16 protein-coding genes and 1 tRNA gene are annotated in these 14,543 nt (G+C 68.5%); 2 read left to right on the plus strand and 15 right to left on the minus strand.

Features of this window, described 5'->3' with window-relative positions:
* Positions 1-559 precede the first annotated feature (559 nt).
* The 12 genes from EJK15_RS60645 to EJK15_RS60700 all read right to left on the minus strand — a co-directional run bounded on the left by EJK15_RS60645 (position 560) and on the right by EJK15_RS60700 (position 10,356).
* Entirely contained in the window at positions 560-1,045 is a 486-nt protein-coding gene (locus EJK15_RS60645; protein ID WP_138719448.1) for a hypothetical protein, read from the minus strand.
* Between the two features lie 8 nt (positions 1,046-1,053).
* A complete protein-coding gene (locus tag EJK15_RS60650) occupies positions 1,054-1,554 on the minus strand; it encodes a hypothetical protein (RefSeq protein ID WP_138719449.1) in 501 nt (166 codons plus the stop codon).
* A 351-nt stretch (positions 1,555-1,905) separates the two neighbouring features.
* Entirely contained in the window at positions 1,906-2,907 is a 1,002-nt protein-coding gene (locus EJK15_RS60655) for an ABC transporter ATP-binding protein (RefSeq protein ID WP_138719450.1), read from the minus strand.
* A gap of 375 nt (positions 2,908-3,282) precedes the next feature.
* Positions 3,283-5,175, minus strand: coding sequence for an ArnT family glycosyltransferase (locus tag EJK15_RS60660; RefSeq protein WP_240777933.1), 1,893 nt, complete (start codon positions 5,173-5,175; stop codon positions 3,283-3,285).
* A 269-nt stretch (positions 5,176-5,444) separates the two neighbouring features.
* Positions 5,445-5,831 carry a 50S ribosomal protein L7/L12 gene (gene rplL / locus EJK15_RS60665; protein ID WP_138719452.1) on the minus strand — a complete coding sequence of 129 codons (387 nt, stop codon included), beginning with the start codon at positions 5,829-5,831 and terminating at the stop codon, positions 5,445-5,447.
* Positions 5,832-5,901: 70 nt separating this feature from the next.
* Positions 5,902-6,426, minus strand: coding sequence for a 50S ribosomal protein L10 (rplJ, locus tag EJK15_RS60670; RefSeq protein ID WP_138719453.1), 525 nt, complete (start codon positions 6,424-6,426; stop codon positions 5,902-5,904).
* A gap of 238 nt (positions 6,427-6,664) precedes the next feature.
* A complete protein-coding gene (locus EJK15_RS60675) occupies positions 6,665-7,486 on the minus strand; it encodes an SCO4651 family lipoprotein (protein WP_240777934.1) in 822 nt (273 codons plus the stop codon).
* A gap of 269 nt (positions 7,487-7,755) precedes the next feature.
* Complete coding sequence (gene rplA, locus EJK15_RS60680; RefSeq protein WP_138719454.1) at positions 7,756-8,475, minus strand: 50S ribosomal protein L1; 720 nt, start codon at positions 8,473-8,475, stop codon at positions 7,756-7,758.
* A 91-nt stretch (positions 8,476-8,566) separates the two neighbouring features.
* Positions 8,567-8,998, minus strand: a complete 432-nt coding sequence (gene rplK, locus EJK15_RS60685; RefSeq protein ID WP_138719455.1) for a 50S ribosomal protein L11 — start codon at positions 8,996-8,998, stop codon at positions 8,567-8,569.
* 120 nt (positions 8,999-9,118) lie between these two features.
* Positions 9,119-9,883 carry a transcription termination/antitermination protein NusG gene (nusG, locus tag EJK15_RS60690; RefSeq protein ID WP_138719456.1) on the minus strand — a complete coding sequence of 255 codons (765 nt, stop codon included), beginning with the start codon at positions 9,881-9,883 and terminating at the stop codon, positions 9,119-9,121.
* 78 nt (positions 9,884-9,961) lie between these two features.
* On the minus strand, positions 9,962-10,207 hold the full coding sequence (gene secE / locus EJK15_RS60695) for a preprotein translocase subunit SecE (protein WP_138719457.1): 246 nt from the start codon (positions 10,205-10,207) through the stop codon (positions 9,962-9,964).
* A 76-nt stretch (positions 10,208-10,283) separates the two neighbouring features.
* A tRNA-Trp gene (locus tag EJK15_RS60700) sits at positions 10,284-10,356 on the minus strand.
* A 157-nt stretch (positions 10,357-10,513) separates the two neighbouring features.
* Between EJK15_RS60700 and EJK15_RS60705 the strand changes: the two genes are divergently transcribed.
* A complete protein-coding gene (locus tag EJK15_RS60705) occupies positions 10,514-11,725 on the plus strand; it encodes a pyridoxal phosphate-dependent aminotransferase (RefSeq protein ID WP_138719458.1) in 1,212 nt (403 codons plus the stop codon).
* Here EJK15_RS60705 and EJK15_RS60710 read toward each other — a convergent pair.
* Together EJK15_RS60710 and EJK15_RS60715 are read right to left on the minus strand one after the other, a co-directional pair.
* The gene (locus EJK15_RS60710; RefSeq protein ID WP_138719459.1) at positions 11,722-12,228 is read right to left on the minus strand and encodes a hypothetical protein; all 507 of its coding nucleotides are present in this window, start codon (positions 12,226-12,228) and stop codon (positions 11,722-11,724) included. The genes EJK15_RS60705 and EJK15_RS60710 overlap by 4 nt on opposite strands.
* A 68-nt stretch (positions 12,229-12,296) precedes the next feature.
* Positions 12,297-12,980 (minus strand): hypothetical protein, encoded by a 684-nt coding sequence (locus EJK15_RS60715; protein WP_138719460.1) that lies wholly within the window; start codon positions 12,978-12,980, stop codon positions 12,297-12,299.
* 115 nt (positions 12,981-13,095) lie between these two features.
* Between EJK15_RS60715 and EJK15_RS60720 the strand changes: the two genes are divergently transcribed.
* Positions 13,096-14,118: an adenosine deaminase gene (locus tag EJK15_RS60720; RefSeq protein ID WP_138719461.1), complete on the plus strand. Its 1,023-nt coding sequence runs from the start codon at positions 13,096-13,098 to the stop codon at positions 14,116-14,118.
* Here EJK15_RS60720 and EJK15_RS60725 read toward each other — a convergent pair.
* On the minus strand, positions 14,107-14,543 hold a 437-nt coding region (locus EJK15_RS60725; RefSeq protein ID WP_206061954.1), incomplete at its 5' end, for a hypothetical protein. The two genes, EJK15_RS60720 and EJK15_RS60725, sit on opposite strands and share 12 nt — an antisense overlap.

The following is a 14,543-nucleotide window of genomic DNA, read 5'->3' on the forward strand; positions in this document are numbered from 1 at the left end:
GACTCGGTCTGCAGGGCAAGGAGGTCAGGAACTTCGAGGCGCTCCTGAATGCGCGCGAATGAGACGCGACTGGGACCAGCGGGTACGGCGGAGGCGTTGCGCGAGGCTGCCAACAGATGTCCTTCCGAGGGCTCGCGGCGGACTGACTACACGCACGCCAGACAACCTCGCAACGTGAGCAAGCATCGCGGGTCGTCAAAGGGCAGCGCAAAGGGGCAGTGTAGCCGAACGGCACACGCCTGTCCACTTCGCTCTCGCTGCATGCTTCACGTTGGTCGCAGCATCGCCCGTTCAGGCGAAAACGTCAAGCCCACAAGCCCGACTTTTAGCCGACTCAGGGCCCCGACGCTGGGTTTTCTCCCCTGTGTAACCGGTCGCCTACCGCCAGGCCCAAGACGATACCCGCGAACGGGGGCGGTTAACGCTCCGTCACACCAGGGGTCGAACCCATGCCGACAACCGGTGTAGCTGTGACCGGTGTACCCCTATCAAAGGCTGCGCTAAACCAGATTTTTAGTAACAATTGAAAGAAGCGGCGCGCCCGCGGCGGTTCGGGGCGTCAGGCGGTCCCCAGCAGAGTCGACAGGTCGGCCACCAGCCAGCGTGAGTCTTGCCGCACCATGACGAACCTTGCGCGGTTCGGGGTGAACTGTTGCTGGGGCTGGGCTTTACCGGGGATCTCCTTGACCGTACCAGTGTTCACGAAGAGCAGAACCTCTACGCGGCCGGGCTCGGCCCGTTCGACCGCGGCACCCGCCACGGCGACGGTCTGCACGATCTTCTGTTCCTTTGCCTTGGAGGCCAGGCTCGTGGCCAGCTCCTTGTAGTGCCTGGTCAGCTCGCCGGTGGTGTGCGCGCCGGCCCGCGCCAGGTCCTCCCCAACGGTGCGGTAGTCGTAAGAGAGCAGATCGGGCGCCACCCGCTTGGCCGCGGCCATGGCCTCGACGCCGGCCGCGTCGGCGTCGCGCAGGTCGCGCAGGTTGAACCACATCGTCGGCACCAGCACGCCGCCCACGGCCACGAGGACGCCCAGCAGGGCAATCATGAAGGTCCTCACAGCACCTGCACCGCCTTCGACACCCTCCAGACGCCGCCGGCCTTCCGCAGGTCCATCGACCACCGGTAGTACCGCTCCTCCGGCGCGCTCTTGGAGCCGTCCCAGCGGATCTCCACATCGGCCACGACCAGCGCCTTGGCCGTGGCGTCCGCCAGCGAGACGAGCCCCGTGGCGCGCAGGACGCCGTGCTGGACGACCTTGCTCTTGACCGTGGTGGACTTGAGCTTGTCCGCGGTGGCGGCGTACTCGGCCCTGGCCGCCCCGGTGGAGGTGTCGAGAATGCGCTGCAGGTCGGCGTCGACGGTCCGGTAGTCCAGCGAGATCAGGTTCTTGGCGTGTGCTCCCGCCGCCAGCAGCGCGGCCTCCTTGTCGCCTGCCCTGCCCTGCTCGTCGCGCGCCTGCGCGGCGATCCACACACCCGTGCCGACGAGCACCGCCAGCACCCCGCTGAGCGCCGTGATCAGGATGCGAGCGGGCCGAACGGCGAGTCCCGCCACGTCTGCTCACCCCTTCCCAGGCCCCGGTCGCCGGATCATAACGCGGCCCCCCTCCCTGGAGTCCCCGAAACGACGGAGGCGGTAAGGAACGGGTCTGGAGCACGGCTGGAGACGTCCAACGGCCCGCGGGACGAGGCACCGTGGGAGACGCTCACCCCACGGACAAAGCGGTCAAGGCATCCAGATCTCCCGCAAATGCCCCTAGAAGGCTCTCAGGCGCTCGCTGAGCGCCGAACACGGCCTTCCGGTCTCCAAGGAGGCGCGATGGGCTGGGGACGCGCTTCCTCGGCGTACCGGAGCAGCATGCCCGCTCCGCTCTCGACCGGCCTCCCCACGCCTGGCCGCAGCGCCCTACCCGATGCCGTGGAGGTGGGCGTTGACCAGGCGCGGATATTCCTCCAGCCAGTTGCGGCCGCGCTCGTCCACGAACGAACCCTGCGGCGGGATCACGCCGTTGGCCGCCAGCCAGGTGCCGGGCGGCTGCTGGGTGCGGCGGATCCGGTTGCCGGTCGGCATGAGCTGCGGCGGGATCGGCGGCAGCGCGCCGGGATCGTGCCCCAGCTGGGCCTCGGCCTCCAGCTCGGAGATGTCCTTCTCCTCCGACATGCCGATCGGGCCGTGCCTCCTGGCGTTGAGGAACTGCCGCACCACCGGCTCGTCACTCGACAGCAGCATCTCGCGCGGACCGAACATGATCAGCTCGCGCCTGAAGAGCAGCCCGATGCTGTCGGGGACCGTACGGGCGGTGTTGATGTCGTGCGTCACGATCAGGAACGTCGCCTCGACCTCGGCGTTGAGATCGACGATCAGCTGGTTGAGGTACGCCGTCCGCACCGGGTCGAGGCCGGAGTCTGGCTCGTCGAACAGGATGATCTCCGGATCGAGCACCAGCGCCCTGGCCAGCCCCGCCCGCTTGCGCATGCCGCCCGAGATCTCCCCTGGCAGCTTCCGCTCCGCGCCGAGCAGGCCGACCAGCTCCATCTTCTCCATCACGATCTGGCGGATCTGGGACTCGGTCTTCTTGGTGTGCTCGCGCAGCGGGAAGGCGATGTTGTCGTAGAGGTTGAGCGAGCCGAACAGCGCGCCGTCCTGGAACAGCACGCCGAACAGCCTGCGCAGCTCGTACAGCTTGCTCTCGTCGCAGTTGGCCAGGTCGTAGCCGTCGATCCAGATGTGGCCGCGGTCGGGTCGCAGCAGGCCGACCAGCGTCTTGAGGAAGACCGACTTGCCGGTGCCGGACGGGCCGAGCAGCACCGAGATCTCGCCGGCGGGCAGCGTGAGGGAGACGTCCTCCCAGATGACCTGGCGCCCGAACGACTTGGTGAGTCCGTCTACGACGACTTCGACGCCCACTGGCCACCTTCCCGATTGCAGGGAGTATTCAGGGGATAACGTGGAGCAAACTTTACCGCCAGATGCCATCACCGTAGCGGCGTTCCACTGAATTGGAACCTGATCCAATAACTTGTTACCCGCCGGTTATGAGACTTCTGGTCCAGTAAGCGTTCGCAGGCTTGGCGCAGGTCCCACGCGATCTCCTCCTGCGGCACCTCGCGCAGCTCCTCGAGCTCCAGCAGTCGATGCTCGACGTCGTCACGCCGAGCATGATCGCCGTCATCAGCGAATCCACGCTCCGCCGGAATCGCAAGTCGGGAGCCCGAAGCCGGGCTCGGCTGATCGAGTCGGCGTGGAGACGGAGTAGCTCGGGCAGGGCATGCGGCGATCCCGTCAGCTCTGGGTGAGGTCGAAGACAGCAGTGCCGCCGACGGTGGTGCTGGGGAAGGTCTCCTGGACCCAGGTGGCGATGTCGGCGGCCTCGCCGCTGCCACCCGTGCTGCGCCCGCCGAAGCCGCCCATTCCGGTGCCGAGGAAGTAGTGGATCTTCTTCTCGGCCACGTACTGCTTGAACTGCTCCAGCGTCGGCGCGGGGTCGGTGCCGTTGAAGCCGCCCACCGCCATGACCGGCCAGCCGCCGGCGAGTTGGTAGCCGGCCGCGTTGTTGGAGCCGACGGTTGCCGCGACCCACGTGTAGGTGGAGGTGTCGTCCTTGAGCAGCGCGGTCAGCTCGGCGGCGGGGGTGCCGGCGTTGAGCAGGCCGCCCATGCCGCCACGGCCCATCCCGCCACGGCCGGTCACACCGCCCCCCTGCCCGGTGCCGTCGCCGCCCAGCCGTCCGGTGGGCGGCCGGGGGACGGCCTGGCCGCCTCCGTCAGGGCGTTGGAATCCGCCGGCGGAGGGTCTGCCGAATCCGCCGCCGGTGGAGGGGCCGGCCGTCGGGATGGCGCCTGTGTGCGCCGATGTGGCGGTGTCCACGGCGTACGCCGCCGGTCCCGCCAGGCACGCCGCCAGGGCGAGCGCGACCACGGCCAGGACGCGGCGCGTGAGGAGCAGCGCCAGCGCGGCCCCCAGGCCCGCCACAAGCACGGCGATGCCCAGCCACGAGTTCCAGTCGTCGCTGCGGGACAGCAGCACGTAGGACCACACGGCCGTGCCCGCCGTGAGCACCGCGAGGAGCCGTCGTGCCCCACGCTCCCACAGCACGGCGACCCCCATGCCGACCAGCGCCGCGATGGCCGGAGCCAGCGCCACGGTGTAGTAGGCGTGGAAGATGCCCTGCATGAGGCTGAAGATCAGCCCGGTCACGATCAGCCAGCTTCCCCACACCCAGACGGCGGCGCGGACCGGATCGACGCGGGGCGCCCGCCGAGTGAGCCAGGTGACCGCGACCAGCAGCACCAGCGCCGCCGGCAGCAGCCAGGAGATCTGGCCGCCCGCCTCGGTGTCGAACATCCGCAGCCATCCGGCCTGCTGGTTGAGGTTGCCCAGCCCGCCGTAGTCCTCGCCGTTGAGCCGGCCGATGCCGTTGTAGCCGAGCGCCAGCTCCAGCACGCTGTTGGTCTGGGAGCCCCCGATGTACGGCCGCTCCGAGGTGGGCACCATCGCCACCGCCACCAGCCACCACCCGGCGGCGACCACCATGGCGGCCCCGGCGAGCAGCAGCTGCCGGACCCGCCGCCAGAAGACCACCGGCGCCGTCACGAGATAGACCAGCGCGAACCCCGGCAGCACGAGGAACGCCTGCAGCATCTTGGCCAGGAACGCGAACCCGATCGCCGCCCCCGCCAGCACCAGCCACCGGGTGGCGCCGCGCTCCTGGGCGCGTATCACGCCATAGGCGGCCACGCTCAGCAGCAGCACCAGCAGCGCGTCGGGGTTGTTGAACCGGAACATCAGCACGGCCACGGGCGTGAGCGCCATGACGGCCCCGGCCAGCAGGCCCGCCCAGGGGGTGAACAGCCTGCGTACGGAGGCGTAGACCATGGCCACGGCGCCGACGCCCATCAGCGCCTGGGGAACGAGAATGGCCCACGAGTTCAGCCCGAACAGCCGCACGCTGAGCGCCATCGGCCACAACGAGGCAGGAGTCTTGTCGACGGTGATCGCGTTCGCGGCGTCGGAGGCCCCGAAGAAGAACGCCGTCCAGCTCTGGCTGCCGGCCTGCACGGCCGCCGAGTAGTAGGAATTGGCCCATCCGGAAGCTCCCAGGCCCCAGATATAGAGCACGCCGGTGCCTACGAGCAGGGCGGCCGGCGCCCATCGAGATTTCGCTTCGGTAACCACATCCGGCACGCTAGGCAAGCCGGTTGGCGGGGCGATGAAACGAGCATGAGAATCTTCTAAGCGGCCCCGCCCCGTCGGCCGACAGCCCACCGTGCCGCGTGAGTCGCCTCGCCAGTGTGTGCGTACCGGTGCGGATGCTCGACGGCGCGACTGCCGCGGATCCCGGGAGCAGGCCTCCGGAACGGGTCCTGACATGCGAAAAGAGGCGGCGCACCCGGCACCAGGGTACGTCCGCCTCTTTCGTTGAGCGTTGAGCGTGAAGTGGGAAGTTACTTCACGGTCACGGTGGCGCCGGCGCCCTCGAGGGCACCCTTGGCCTTCTCCGCCTGCTCCTTGTTGACCTTGCCGTCGAAGACGTTCTTCGGAGCGCCGTCCACCAGGTCCTTGGCCTCCTTGAGGCCCAGGGACGTGAGGGCGCGGATCTCCTTGATGACCTGGATCTTCTTGTCGCCGGCGGCCTCGAGGATGACGTCGAACTCGTCCTGCTCCTCAACGACGGCAGCCTCGGCAGGGCCGGCAGGGCCGGCGGCGACCGCGACGGGGGCGGCGGCCTTGACGTCGAAGACCTCTTCGAACTGCTTCACGAACTCGGACAGCTCGAGGAGGGTCATCTCCTTGAACGTGTCGAGCAGCTCGTCGGTGCTGAGCTTCGCCATGATGGTTTCCTTACGTTTAGGACTTGCAGAAAACTAGGAACGGGACCGCGGTATGCGGCAACCCCCGGTATTACTCGCCCGCCTCTTCGCGCTTCGCGCGCAGGGCGTCGACCAGCCGAGCCATTTGCGTGGGCAGCGCGGCGAACGTCGCGGCAGCAGCGCTCTGCTTCGCCTTGAGCGCACCGGCAAGCTTCGCGAGGAGGACCTCGCGGGACTCGAGGTCGGCGAGCTTGGTGATCTCGGTGGCGTCGAGCGTCTTGCCCTCGAGGACACCGCCCTTGATCACCAGAAGGGGATTGGCCTTGGCGAAGTCACGCAGACCCTTGGCCGCCTCGACGACGTCGCCCTTGACGAAGGCAACGGCGGTCGGGCCGATCAGCAGGTCGTCCAGACCCGTCACGCCGGCCTGATTGGCGGCGATCTTGGTCAGGGTGTTCTTCGCCACGGCGAACTTCGCATTCTCACCGAGAGAGGTGCGCAGCTCCTTGAGCTGAGCAACGGTGAGACCGCGGTACTCGGTCAGAACGGCGGCAGCGCTGCCTTCGAACTCGTTCTTGAGCTCGGCAACCGCTGTCGCCTTATCCGCCCTCGCCATGGGCCTCCTTCCAGATGTGCCGCCGGCGAAGGGCCATGAAAATGAGAACGGCCCCGGGCGCAGGGCGCACACGGGGCTCGCACACACGGATCAACCATGTGGGAAACTCGCATCACACCTGCGCGGGTCGTCCACATGAGTGGATCCTTCGGCCGCCGGGTTTTGAGCACCCGACGACGACCAGCGGTCTTTGGCAACGCCCAGACTACGTGCTGGGCGCCGAGTTTCCAAATCGCTCTCAGTTGGTCGTGCCCTTGGGCAGGTCACCCACCTGGTCGGCGGGCGGGGCCTCGATGGTCACGGGCTCGTTGAAGCCCTTGAAGAACAGGGTCGCGTCGAGCGTGGCGCCTTCCTTCTGGCCGCTCAGCGCGAGCTTGCGGGGCAGGCCGTCGGCGGCCACCCAGATGTCGAACTTGACGTCCTTGAGCTCGGCGAGGTTCGTACGGGCCTGCTCCTGCTTGTCGGCAGGCAGCTGCTGTACGGCCGCGTCGACCGGGAAGGTGCCGCTGTAGTGGGTGGTGTCCTCGCCGTTGACGCTCTCGTTGCCGGCCGACTTGACGTCCTGCGAGGCCGTGACCAGCTTGGTCACGTTGGCGAGATCGAACTGCTGGATCTGGGTCAGGTACTGGTTCACCTGGGCGGAGTCGCCCATCTCGGCGAGGGGGACCTTTATCCACGGCTTCGTGGCGCCCAGGAGGTCCTTGAGGGCCTCGACCTTGACGTAGACGGTGTCGCCCAGCAGCACGGCTCGCACACCGCCCGGCAGGCTCCTTTCGCCCATGTCGACGGTGTCCAGGGTGAGGTCCACGGCGAGCTCGGGCTTGCTCTGGTAGAGCATGCGCCCCTGCACCCGGCCGTCGCCCTGCTGGGAGTGCGTCGCGTTCACCACGGCGTCGACCGTGTAGCTGGTGACCTGCGCCGTCTTCTGCGCGGCCTGCGCCAGCACCTCAGAGGCCGCCAAATTGACCTGGATGGGCTGGACATTCGTGCCACAACCGGCAACCGCGGCCACGACGAGCGCGGCTCCGGCCGCGGCGAGACTTATCGTGCGCTTCAGCATGTCTAGACCCTACGTTTGAGTTCCGGCGCCGTAGCGACTTCCCCGCATATTTAGGGGAAAACCCAGGGTTATCCCCCACAGTCTGCACACGTTCTCAACAATCCGTCGCACCGGTAACAGGCATCGTCACACGCCGTCGCCGTCGGCGAAGGACTCCAAGGCGCGAATGCGAGCCCGTGCGGCGGGTGGCGGTCGCCACGGCTTGCCGTACAGGAAAGGAAAATAAAAAGAGCCCCGCCTGAGAAACCAGGCGGGGCTCTTCACAAAACCTACTCAGCCAGGTCGCCGGTGATGCCACGGGTGACGTTGGGGTCGACCGGAACGCCCGGGCCCATCGTCGTGGAGAAGGTGACCTTCTTCAGGTAGCGGCCCTTGGCCGCCGACGGCTTGAGACGCAGCACCTCGTCAAGGGCGGCGGCGTAGTTCTCCAGGAGCTGGCGCTCGGCGAACGACGTCTTGCCGATGATGAAGTGCAGGTTGGCCTGCCGGTCGGTACGGAACTCGATCTTGCCGCCCTTGATCTCCGTCACGGCCTTGACGACGTCGGGCGTCACGGTGCCGGTCTTCGGGTTGGGCATGAGACCGCGCGGACCGAGCACGCGGCCCAGGCGGCCGACCTTGCCCATCATGTCCGGCGTGGCCACGACGGCGTCGAACTCGTTGAGGCGGTTGCCCTTGGAGATCTCGTTGATCAGCTCGTCGGCGCCGACGATGTCGGCGCCCGCCTCGCGGGCCGCCTCGGCACGGTCACCGGTCGCGAAGACCAGGACCCGGGCGGTCTTACCGGTGCCGTGCGGGAGGTTGACCGTGCCGCGCACGATCTGGTCGGCCTTGCGAGGGTCGACGCCCAGCCGCAGCGCGACCTCGACGGTGGCGTCGAACTTGGTGGTCGACGTCTCCTTGGCGAGCTTCGCCGCCTCGACGGGCGAGTAGAGCTTGTCGCGGTCGAACTTGGCCGCCGCGTCTTTGTGCGCCTTGCTGCGCTTCATGTCTTTTACTCCTGAGTGGTACGCGGGTCCCGGTGTCGCCGGGCCCTCCCACGAGGGGCTTCGCTGGAGCCCCTGAGCGGTTCGGAAAGTGTTACTCGGCGACGGTGATGCCCATCGACCGGGCGGTGCCGGCGATGATCTTCTCGGCCGCCTCGATGTCGTTGGCGTTGAGGTCGGGCATCTTGGTCTCGGCGATGCTGCGCAGCTGCTCGCGGCTCAGCTTGCCGACCTTGTCGCGGTGCGGGACCGCGCTGCCCTTGTCGAGACCGAGGGCCTTCTTGATCAGCTCGGGCGCCGGCGGCGTCTTCGTGATGAAGGTGAAGCTGCGGTCTTCGAAAATGGTGATCTCAACGGGGATGATGTTGCCCCGCTGGGACTCCGTCGCGGCGTTGTACTGCTTGACGAAGTCCATGATGTTGACGCCGTGGGGACCGAGCGCGGTACCCACGGGCGGCGCCGGGGTGGCCTGGCCAGCGGGAAGCTGGACCTTCACCAGTGCGGCGATTTTCTTCTTCGGAGGCATTCGTCCTTCTCCGGGTCCTGATTGCGATGCCTGTCAGGACTGCGGATGCGGCCCTGACATGTCGGAAGGCCGCCCTTCGCGAGAGACGGCCAGCCGAACGTCTAAGTGTATGTGATCGTCCTAGATCTTCGAGACCTGGTTGAACGACAGCTCGACCGGGGTCTCGCGGCCGAAGATCGAGACGAGCACCTTGAGCTTCTGCGACTCGGGGCTGATCTCGCTCACCGAGGCCGGCAGGGTGGCGAACGGGCCGTCCATGACCGTGACGGACTCGCCGATCTCGAACTCGACCGTCGGACCCGCCGTCGTCTTGGCCGCCGCCTTCTTGGTTTCCTCGCTCGGCTCGGGCGCCAGCAGCTTGGCGACCTCGTCGAGGCTGAGCGGGCTCGGCTTGTTGGACAGACCGACGAAGCCGGTCACGCCAGGCGTGTTGCGCACAGCGGCCCAGGACTCGTCGGTCAGCTCCATGCGCACCAGCACATAGCCGGGCAGCACGCGCTCCTTGACCGGCACCTTCTTACCGCTCTTGAACTCCTGGACGGTGTGCGTCGGCACCTCGACCTGGTAGATGTAGTCCTCCATGTTGAGCGACACGTTGCGGCTCTCGATGTTGGACTTCACGCGGTTCTCGTAACCGGCGTAGGAGTGGATGACGTACCACTCACCTGGCAGGCCGCGCAGCGAGGTCTTGAACTCCTCGATGGGGTCGACGTCGGGAAGAACCGAACCGTCCTCGACGGCGGAAGCCTCGACATCGGCTGCCTCGTCGCTCTCCGCGACCTCGGCCTCTTCGAGAGCCGCCTCGGCGGCCTCCTCAGTGGCCTCTTCCAGCTCGTCGCCCCACTCGTCGCGGGACTCCTCCGCCGGAACTGAAGACTCGGACACGGTGACTCTTCCTCTTTCGTCTCATCGTTTCGCTCGTATCGATTGGCAACTCCGTCAGGCGCACCTACGGCGTCCGGGTCAGGATCCGCCGAAGACGCGGAGGACCGCCCATCCCAGAGCGGCGTCAAGCCCGTACACGATAGCAACCATGATCAGAACGAATATCAGAACGACCGTGGTATAGGTGATGAGATCTTTGCGTGTCGGCCAGATGACCTTACGAAGCTCGCCGACGACCTGCCGGTAGAAAAGGGCAGGTGAAGTGCGCGCCTTCTTGTCACCACTGGGCTGTTCTGCGGTCTCGCCGCGCGTGTCGATCGCCACAGTCCTCACCTGATTCGTCGTATCCAACGCAGTTTTGCGGCGCGCTTACACGCCTATCTTGCGCGGACCGCACTCGCAGGGCACGAGGGACTCGAACCCCCAACCGCCGGTTTTGGAGACCGGTGCGCTACCAATTGCGCCAGTGCCCTATGTCGTCAACCAGACTACCCTGATCGACTCACTGCCTGGACCGAACCGCGCACCGACATGCGGCGGAAGGACCAGGCGAAAGCATACGGGGGAATGCCCGGCACGTCGAACCGAAACCTGATCGCCCAGGTCACGACCGCATGGGACGATGGAGGCATGTCCACCCGACCTCGCATCTCCGCAAGAATTTCCGCGATTTCCGAGTCCGCAACGCTCGCCGTGGACGCCAAGGCGAAGGCGATGAAGGCGGCCGGGCGGCCCGTCATCGGCTTCGGCGCGGGCGAGCCCGACTTCCCGACGCCCGGCTACATCGTCGAGGCGGCGATCGAGGCGGCCCGCGACCCGCGCTTCCACAAGTACACCCCGGCGGGCGGGCTGCCCGAGCTCAAGCAGGCCATCGCCGCCAAGACGCGGCGCGACTCCGGCTACGCCGCCGAGCCGTCGCAGGTGCTGGTCACCAACGGCGGCAAGCAGGCCGTGTACGAAGCGTTCGCGACGCTGCTCGACCCGGGCGACGAGGTCCTCGTCGTGGCCCCCTACTGGACGACCTACCCCGAGGCGATCAAGCTGGCCGGGGGCGTGCAGGTCGACGTCGTGACCGACGAGTCCACCGGCTACCTCGCGGGCGTCGAGGAGCTGGAGGCGGCGCGCACGGAGCGGACGAAGGTGCTGCTGTTCGTCTCGCCGTCGAACCCGACGGGCGCCGTCTACTCGCGCGAGCAGACGGTGGCGATCGGCCGCTGGGCGGCCGAGCACGGGCTGTGGGTCGTCACCGACGAGATCTACGAGCACCTCGTGTACGGCGACGCCGAGTTCACCAGCATCGCCACGGCCGTCCCCGAGCTGGGCGACCGGGTCGTGATCGTCAACGGCGTGGCCAAGACGTACGCGATGACCGGCTGGCGCGTGGGCTGGCTGATCGGCCCGGCCGACGTGGTCAAGGCCGCCACCAACCTGCAGTCGCACGCCACCTCCAACGTCTCCAACGTCGCGCAGATGGCGGCGCTGGCCGCGGTCTCCGGCGACCTGTCGGCGGTGGCCGAGATGCGCACGGCGTTCGACCGGCGCCGCCAGACGATGGTGCGGCTGCTCAACGAGATCCCGGGCGTGTTCTGCCCCGAGCCGAAGGGGGCGTTCTACGCGTACCCGTCGGTCAAGGACCTGATCGGCAAGGAGCTGCGGGGCCGGCGTCCCCAGTCGTCCAGTGAGCTGGCCGAGCTGATCCTGGAGGAGGCCGAGGTGGCGGTGGTGCCAGGGGAGGCGTTCGGCACGCCGGGCTACTTCCGGCTGTCGTACGCGCTGGGCGACGACGACCTGGCCGAGGGCGTCAGCCGCCTGAGCAAGCTCCTGGCCGAGGCCCGTTCCTAACTCACCCCGGCGGCGATGCGCCTGATCTGAGGGGAGAGGCCGGGTGTCGCGCCGATGTAGACCGCGGTGCCCGGCCGCTCCAGCCACATGAAGTTGCGCAGGCCGCTCCGCGTGTTCCAGCGCAGCGCCGGCCTGCCCTTGTACGCCGTCAGCGTCGACCTGGCGACCAGCGTGACGAACTGCTCGGCGGTGCGCACGCCGCACACCACGCCGACGTACAGCTGCTCGTCGTTCTCGCGCCAGATCATGCCCTTGACGTCGAGCGGGCGGGTGAGCGAGTGCAGCCGGGCGAACGAGCCCGCCCGGGTCAGGTTCGCGGGCATCGCCGGGAGCCGCACCTTGGTGGTGCCGCAGGACAGCGAGAGGGTCTCACCCGTGGCCGGTTCGGCCGGCGGCGTGGCGTCGGCACTGGCGGTGGCGGTGGCGCGGGATTTCGGCACGCCGTCACCGCCGCCGCAGCCGGAGAGCGCGAACACGAGGAGCACCGCCGCCAGACGCCGCATCGACCCCCCATGACGTGTGTGGATACCCGGGGAAGTGGATACCCGGGGTAAGGGACAGGGAAAGGGTCTCAGTCTCCTACAGGAGCCTTGACCGAGGCGGCAACTGCGACCAGTTCCTTGCCGAGAGATTCACTGACCCTGATCCAGGCGCCGGTGCCCACGCGTTCCAGCCAGACGATCAGGCGGCCGCCGCTCGGGTGCCTGCCGACGACGGCGGGCTTGCCGCGTACGGTGGTGTCGCGGGCGTCCAGCACGGTGACGCGGGAGCGGTAGCTCTGCCAGTCGGCGGCCACGACGCCGTGCTCGACCTGTGCCTCGACGAACCTGTCCGCGGAGCCGAACCTGGCCCATCCGCCTTCGACCCCGGGCTCGGGCTGGATCACTCCCCCGCCGCTGCGTTCGAGCCCTCGGGGCAGGTAGGTGAGCCAGAAGTCGTCGGAGATCACCGCGAGGGTGGCGGTCTGCGGGACCACGACGCGGGCGGGCTCGGCGGCCGCGCTCGGCCCGCTCTTCGACGGCGCCCCGCCACCCGGCTGCGAGGGATCGGCGCCGCCGTCCGGCTGGAATGGATCGGTACGACCGGCCGGCGGCGTGGCCGCGGCGACGGGCTCGGGCGTCTCCACAGCAGGACGCGGAGGGCGCCCGAACCCCGAGGTGAAGATCGCGTGGATGATGAACGCCGTGACCGCCAACGCCAGCGCCGCGACCGCCGCGCGCCATGCCTGCCCGGTGTTCCGCGCCTCAGGGATCACGAATCGTTGATCCCCCGTTCGGGTCCGTCCATACCGCGCGTTCACTCGACCGCCCGGAGGCCTCGCCCTCCCCAACGCGCGAACCCGTCTCCAGGTTGAGTGGCAAGATAAGCAAATGCCACGGCCCCTAGTCGCGCTTCCCAAAGCACATCTCCATCTGCACTTCACCGGCTCCATGCGGCACACCACGCTGATCGAGCTGGCCAGGGACCAGGGTCTGCATCTGCCCGACGCGCTGGAGGAGGACTGGCCGCCCAAGCTGCGGGCCACCGACGAGCGCGGGTGGTTCAGGTTCCAGCGGCTGTACGACATCGCCAGGTCCGTGCTGACCCGGCCCGAGCACGTCTACCGGCTGCTGCGCGAGACGGCCGAGGACGAGGTGGCGGCCGGGTCGCGGTGGCTGGAGATCCAGGTGGACCCCTCGGGGTACGCGCACCGCTTCGGCGGGCTGACGGCCACGCTGGAGCTGATGCTGGACGCTGTGCGGCAGGCGGCCGAGCACGCCGGGGTCGCCATCGCGGTGGTCGTGGCGGCGAACAGGACCAGGCATCCGCTCGACGCGAACACGCTGGCCAGGCTGGCCATCCAATACGCCGGCCGGGGCGTGGTCGGGTTCGGGCTGTCCAACGACGAGCGCCGGGGCCAGGCCAGGGACTTCGAGCGGGCGTTCAGGATCGCCAAGCGGGGCGGGCTGCTGGCCGTGCCGCACGGGGGCGAGCTGATGGGGCCGCGCAGCATCGCGCAATGCGTGGACGACCTGGGCGCGGACCGGGTCGGGCACGGGGTGCGGGCGGCGGAGGACGAGTGGCTGATGCATCGGCTGGCCGACCGGCAGATCTGCTGCGAGATCTGCCCGACCTCGAACGTGGGGCTCGGGGTGGCCGAGCGGGCCGCCGACGTGCCGGTGCGGCGGCTGTTCGACGCGGGCGTGCCGATCGCGCTGGGAGCCGACGACCCGCTGCTGTTCGGCACGCGACTGCTGCGGCAGTACGAGCTGGCCAGGGACGTCTACGGCTTCAGCGACGCCGAGGTGGCCGAGCTGGCGCGCCAGTCCGTACGCTCGTCGGCCGCCCCGGAGCCCGTGCGCAAGGAGCTGCTCAAGGGCGTGGACGACTGGCTGACGGGCTCATTGGAGTGACGCGGCGATCTTGACGGCCTGCTCCTTGGTCCGGACACCCTCCAGCCGGTAGTTCACTCCGTCCTGCTGCCAGATGAGGGTGGCGGCCGCCTGGCGCAGCGGCACCGGGGTGCCGTCCGCACGCGTGAGGTAGCCGAGCGGGTGCTCCCCCGGGATCCACCACGCCTGGTGCGGGCCGACGTCGACGTAGTCGGGGCCCGGCGGTCCGAGCTGCTTGAAGAAGTACGGGTCCACGGCGCCGTCGAACTGGTCGAACCTGATGCCACCGGGCCAGAACATCGACACCACCCTGCCGTTGTCGGCGACGGTGGTGCTTCGCGGGGCGCCGAGGCGGGACGGTGTCTTGATCTCGAACGTCGCGCCCGGGACCGCGGATGGGGACACGGTGCGCTCGCCCGGCAGGGGGGCGGTGGTGGTGACGGGCG

Origin of the sequence: Nonomuraea basaltis (assembly GCF_005893125.1) — a bacterium.
Classification (GTDB): domain Bacteria; phylum Actinomycetota; class Actinomycetes; order Streptosporangiales; family Streptosporangiaceae; genus Nonomuraea; species Nonomuraea basaltis.

Coding starts and splice junctions, on each gene's coding strand:
- EJK15_RS60645 (WP_138719448.1), bottom strand. CDS start 1,045: ATGATTGCCCTGCTGGGCGTCCTCGTGGCCGTGGGCGGCGTGCTGGTG.
- EJK15_RS60705 (WP_138719458.1), top strand. CDS start 10,514: ATGTCCACCCGACCTCGCATCTCCGCAAGAATTTCCGCGATTTCCGAG.
- EJK15_RS60710 (WP_138719459.1), bottom strand. CDS start 12,228: ATGCGGCGTCTGGCGGCGGTGCTCCTCGTGTTCGCGCTCTCCGGCTGC.
- rplJ (WP_138719453.1), bottom strand. CDS start 6,426: ATGGCGAGGGCGGATAAGGCGACAGCGGTTGCCGAGCTCAAGAACGAG.
- rplK (WP_138719455.1), bottom strand. CDS start 8,998: ATGCCTCCGAAGAAGAAAATCGCCGCACTGGTGAAGGTCCAGCTTCCC.
- rplL (WP_138719452.1), bottom strand. CDS start 5,831: ATGGCGAAGCTCAGCACCGACGAGCTGCTCGACACGTTCAAGGAGATG.
- rplA (WP_138719454.1), bottom strand. CDS start 8,475: ATGAAGCGCAGCAAGGCGCACAAAGACGCGGCGGCCAAGTTCGACCGC.
- EJK15_RS60675 (WP_240777934.1), bottom strand. CDS start 7,486: ATGCTGAAGCGCACGATAAGTCTCGCCGCGGCCGGAGCCGCGCTCGTC.
- EJK15_RS60720 (WP_138719461.1), top strand. CDS start 13,096: ATGCCACGGCCCCTAGTCGCGCTTCCCAAAGCACATCTCCATCTGCAC.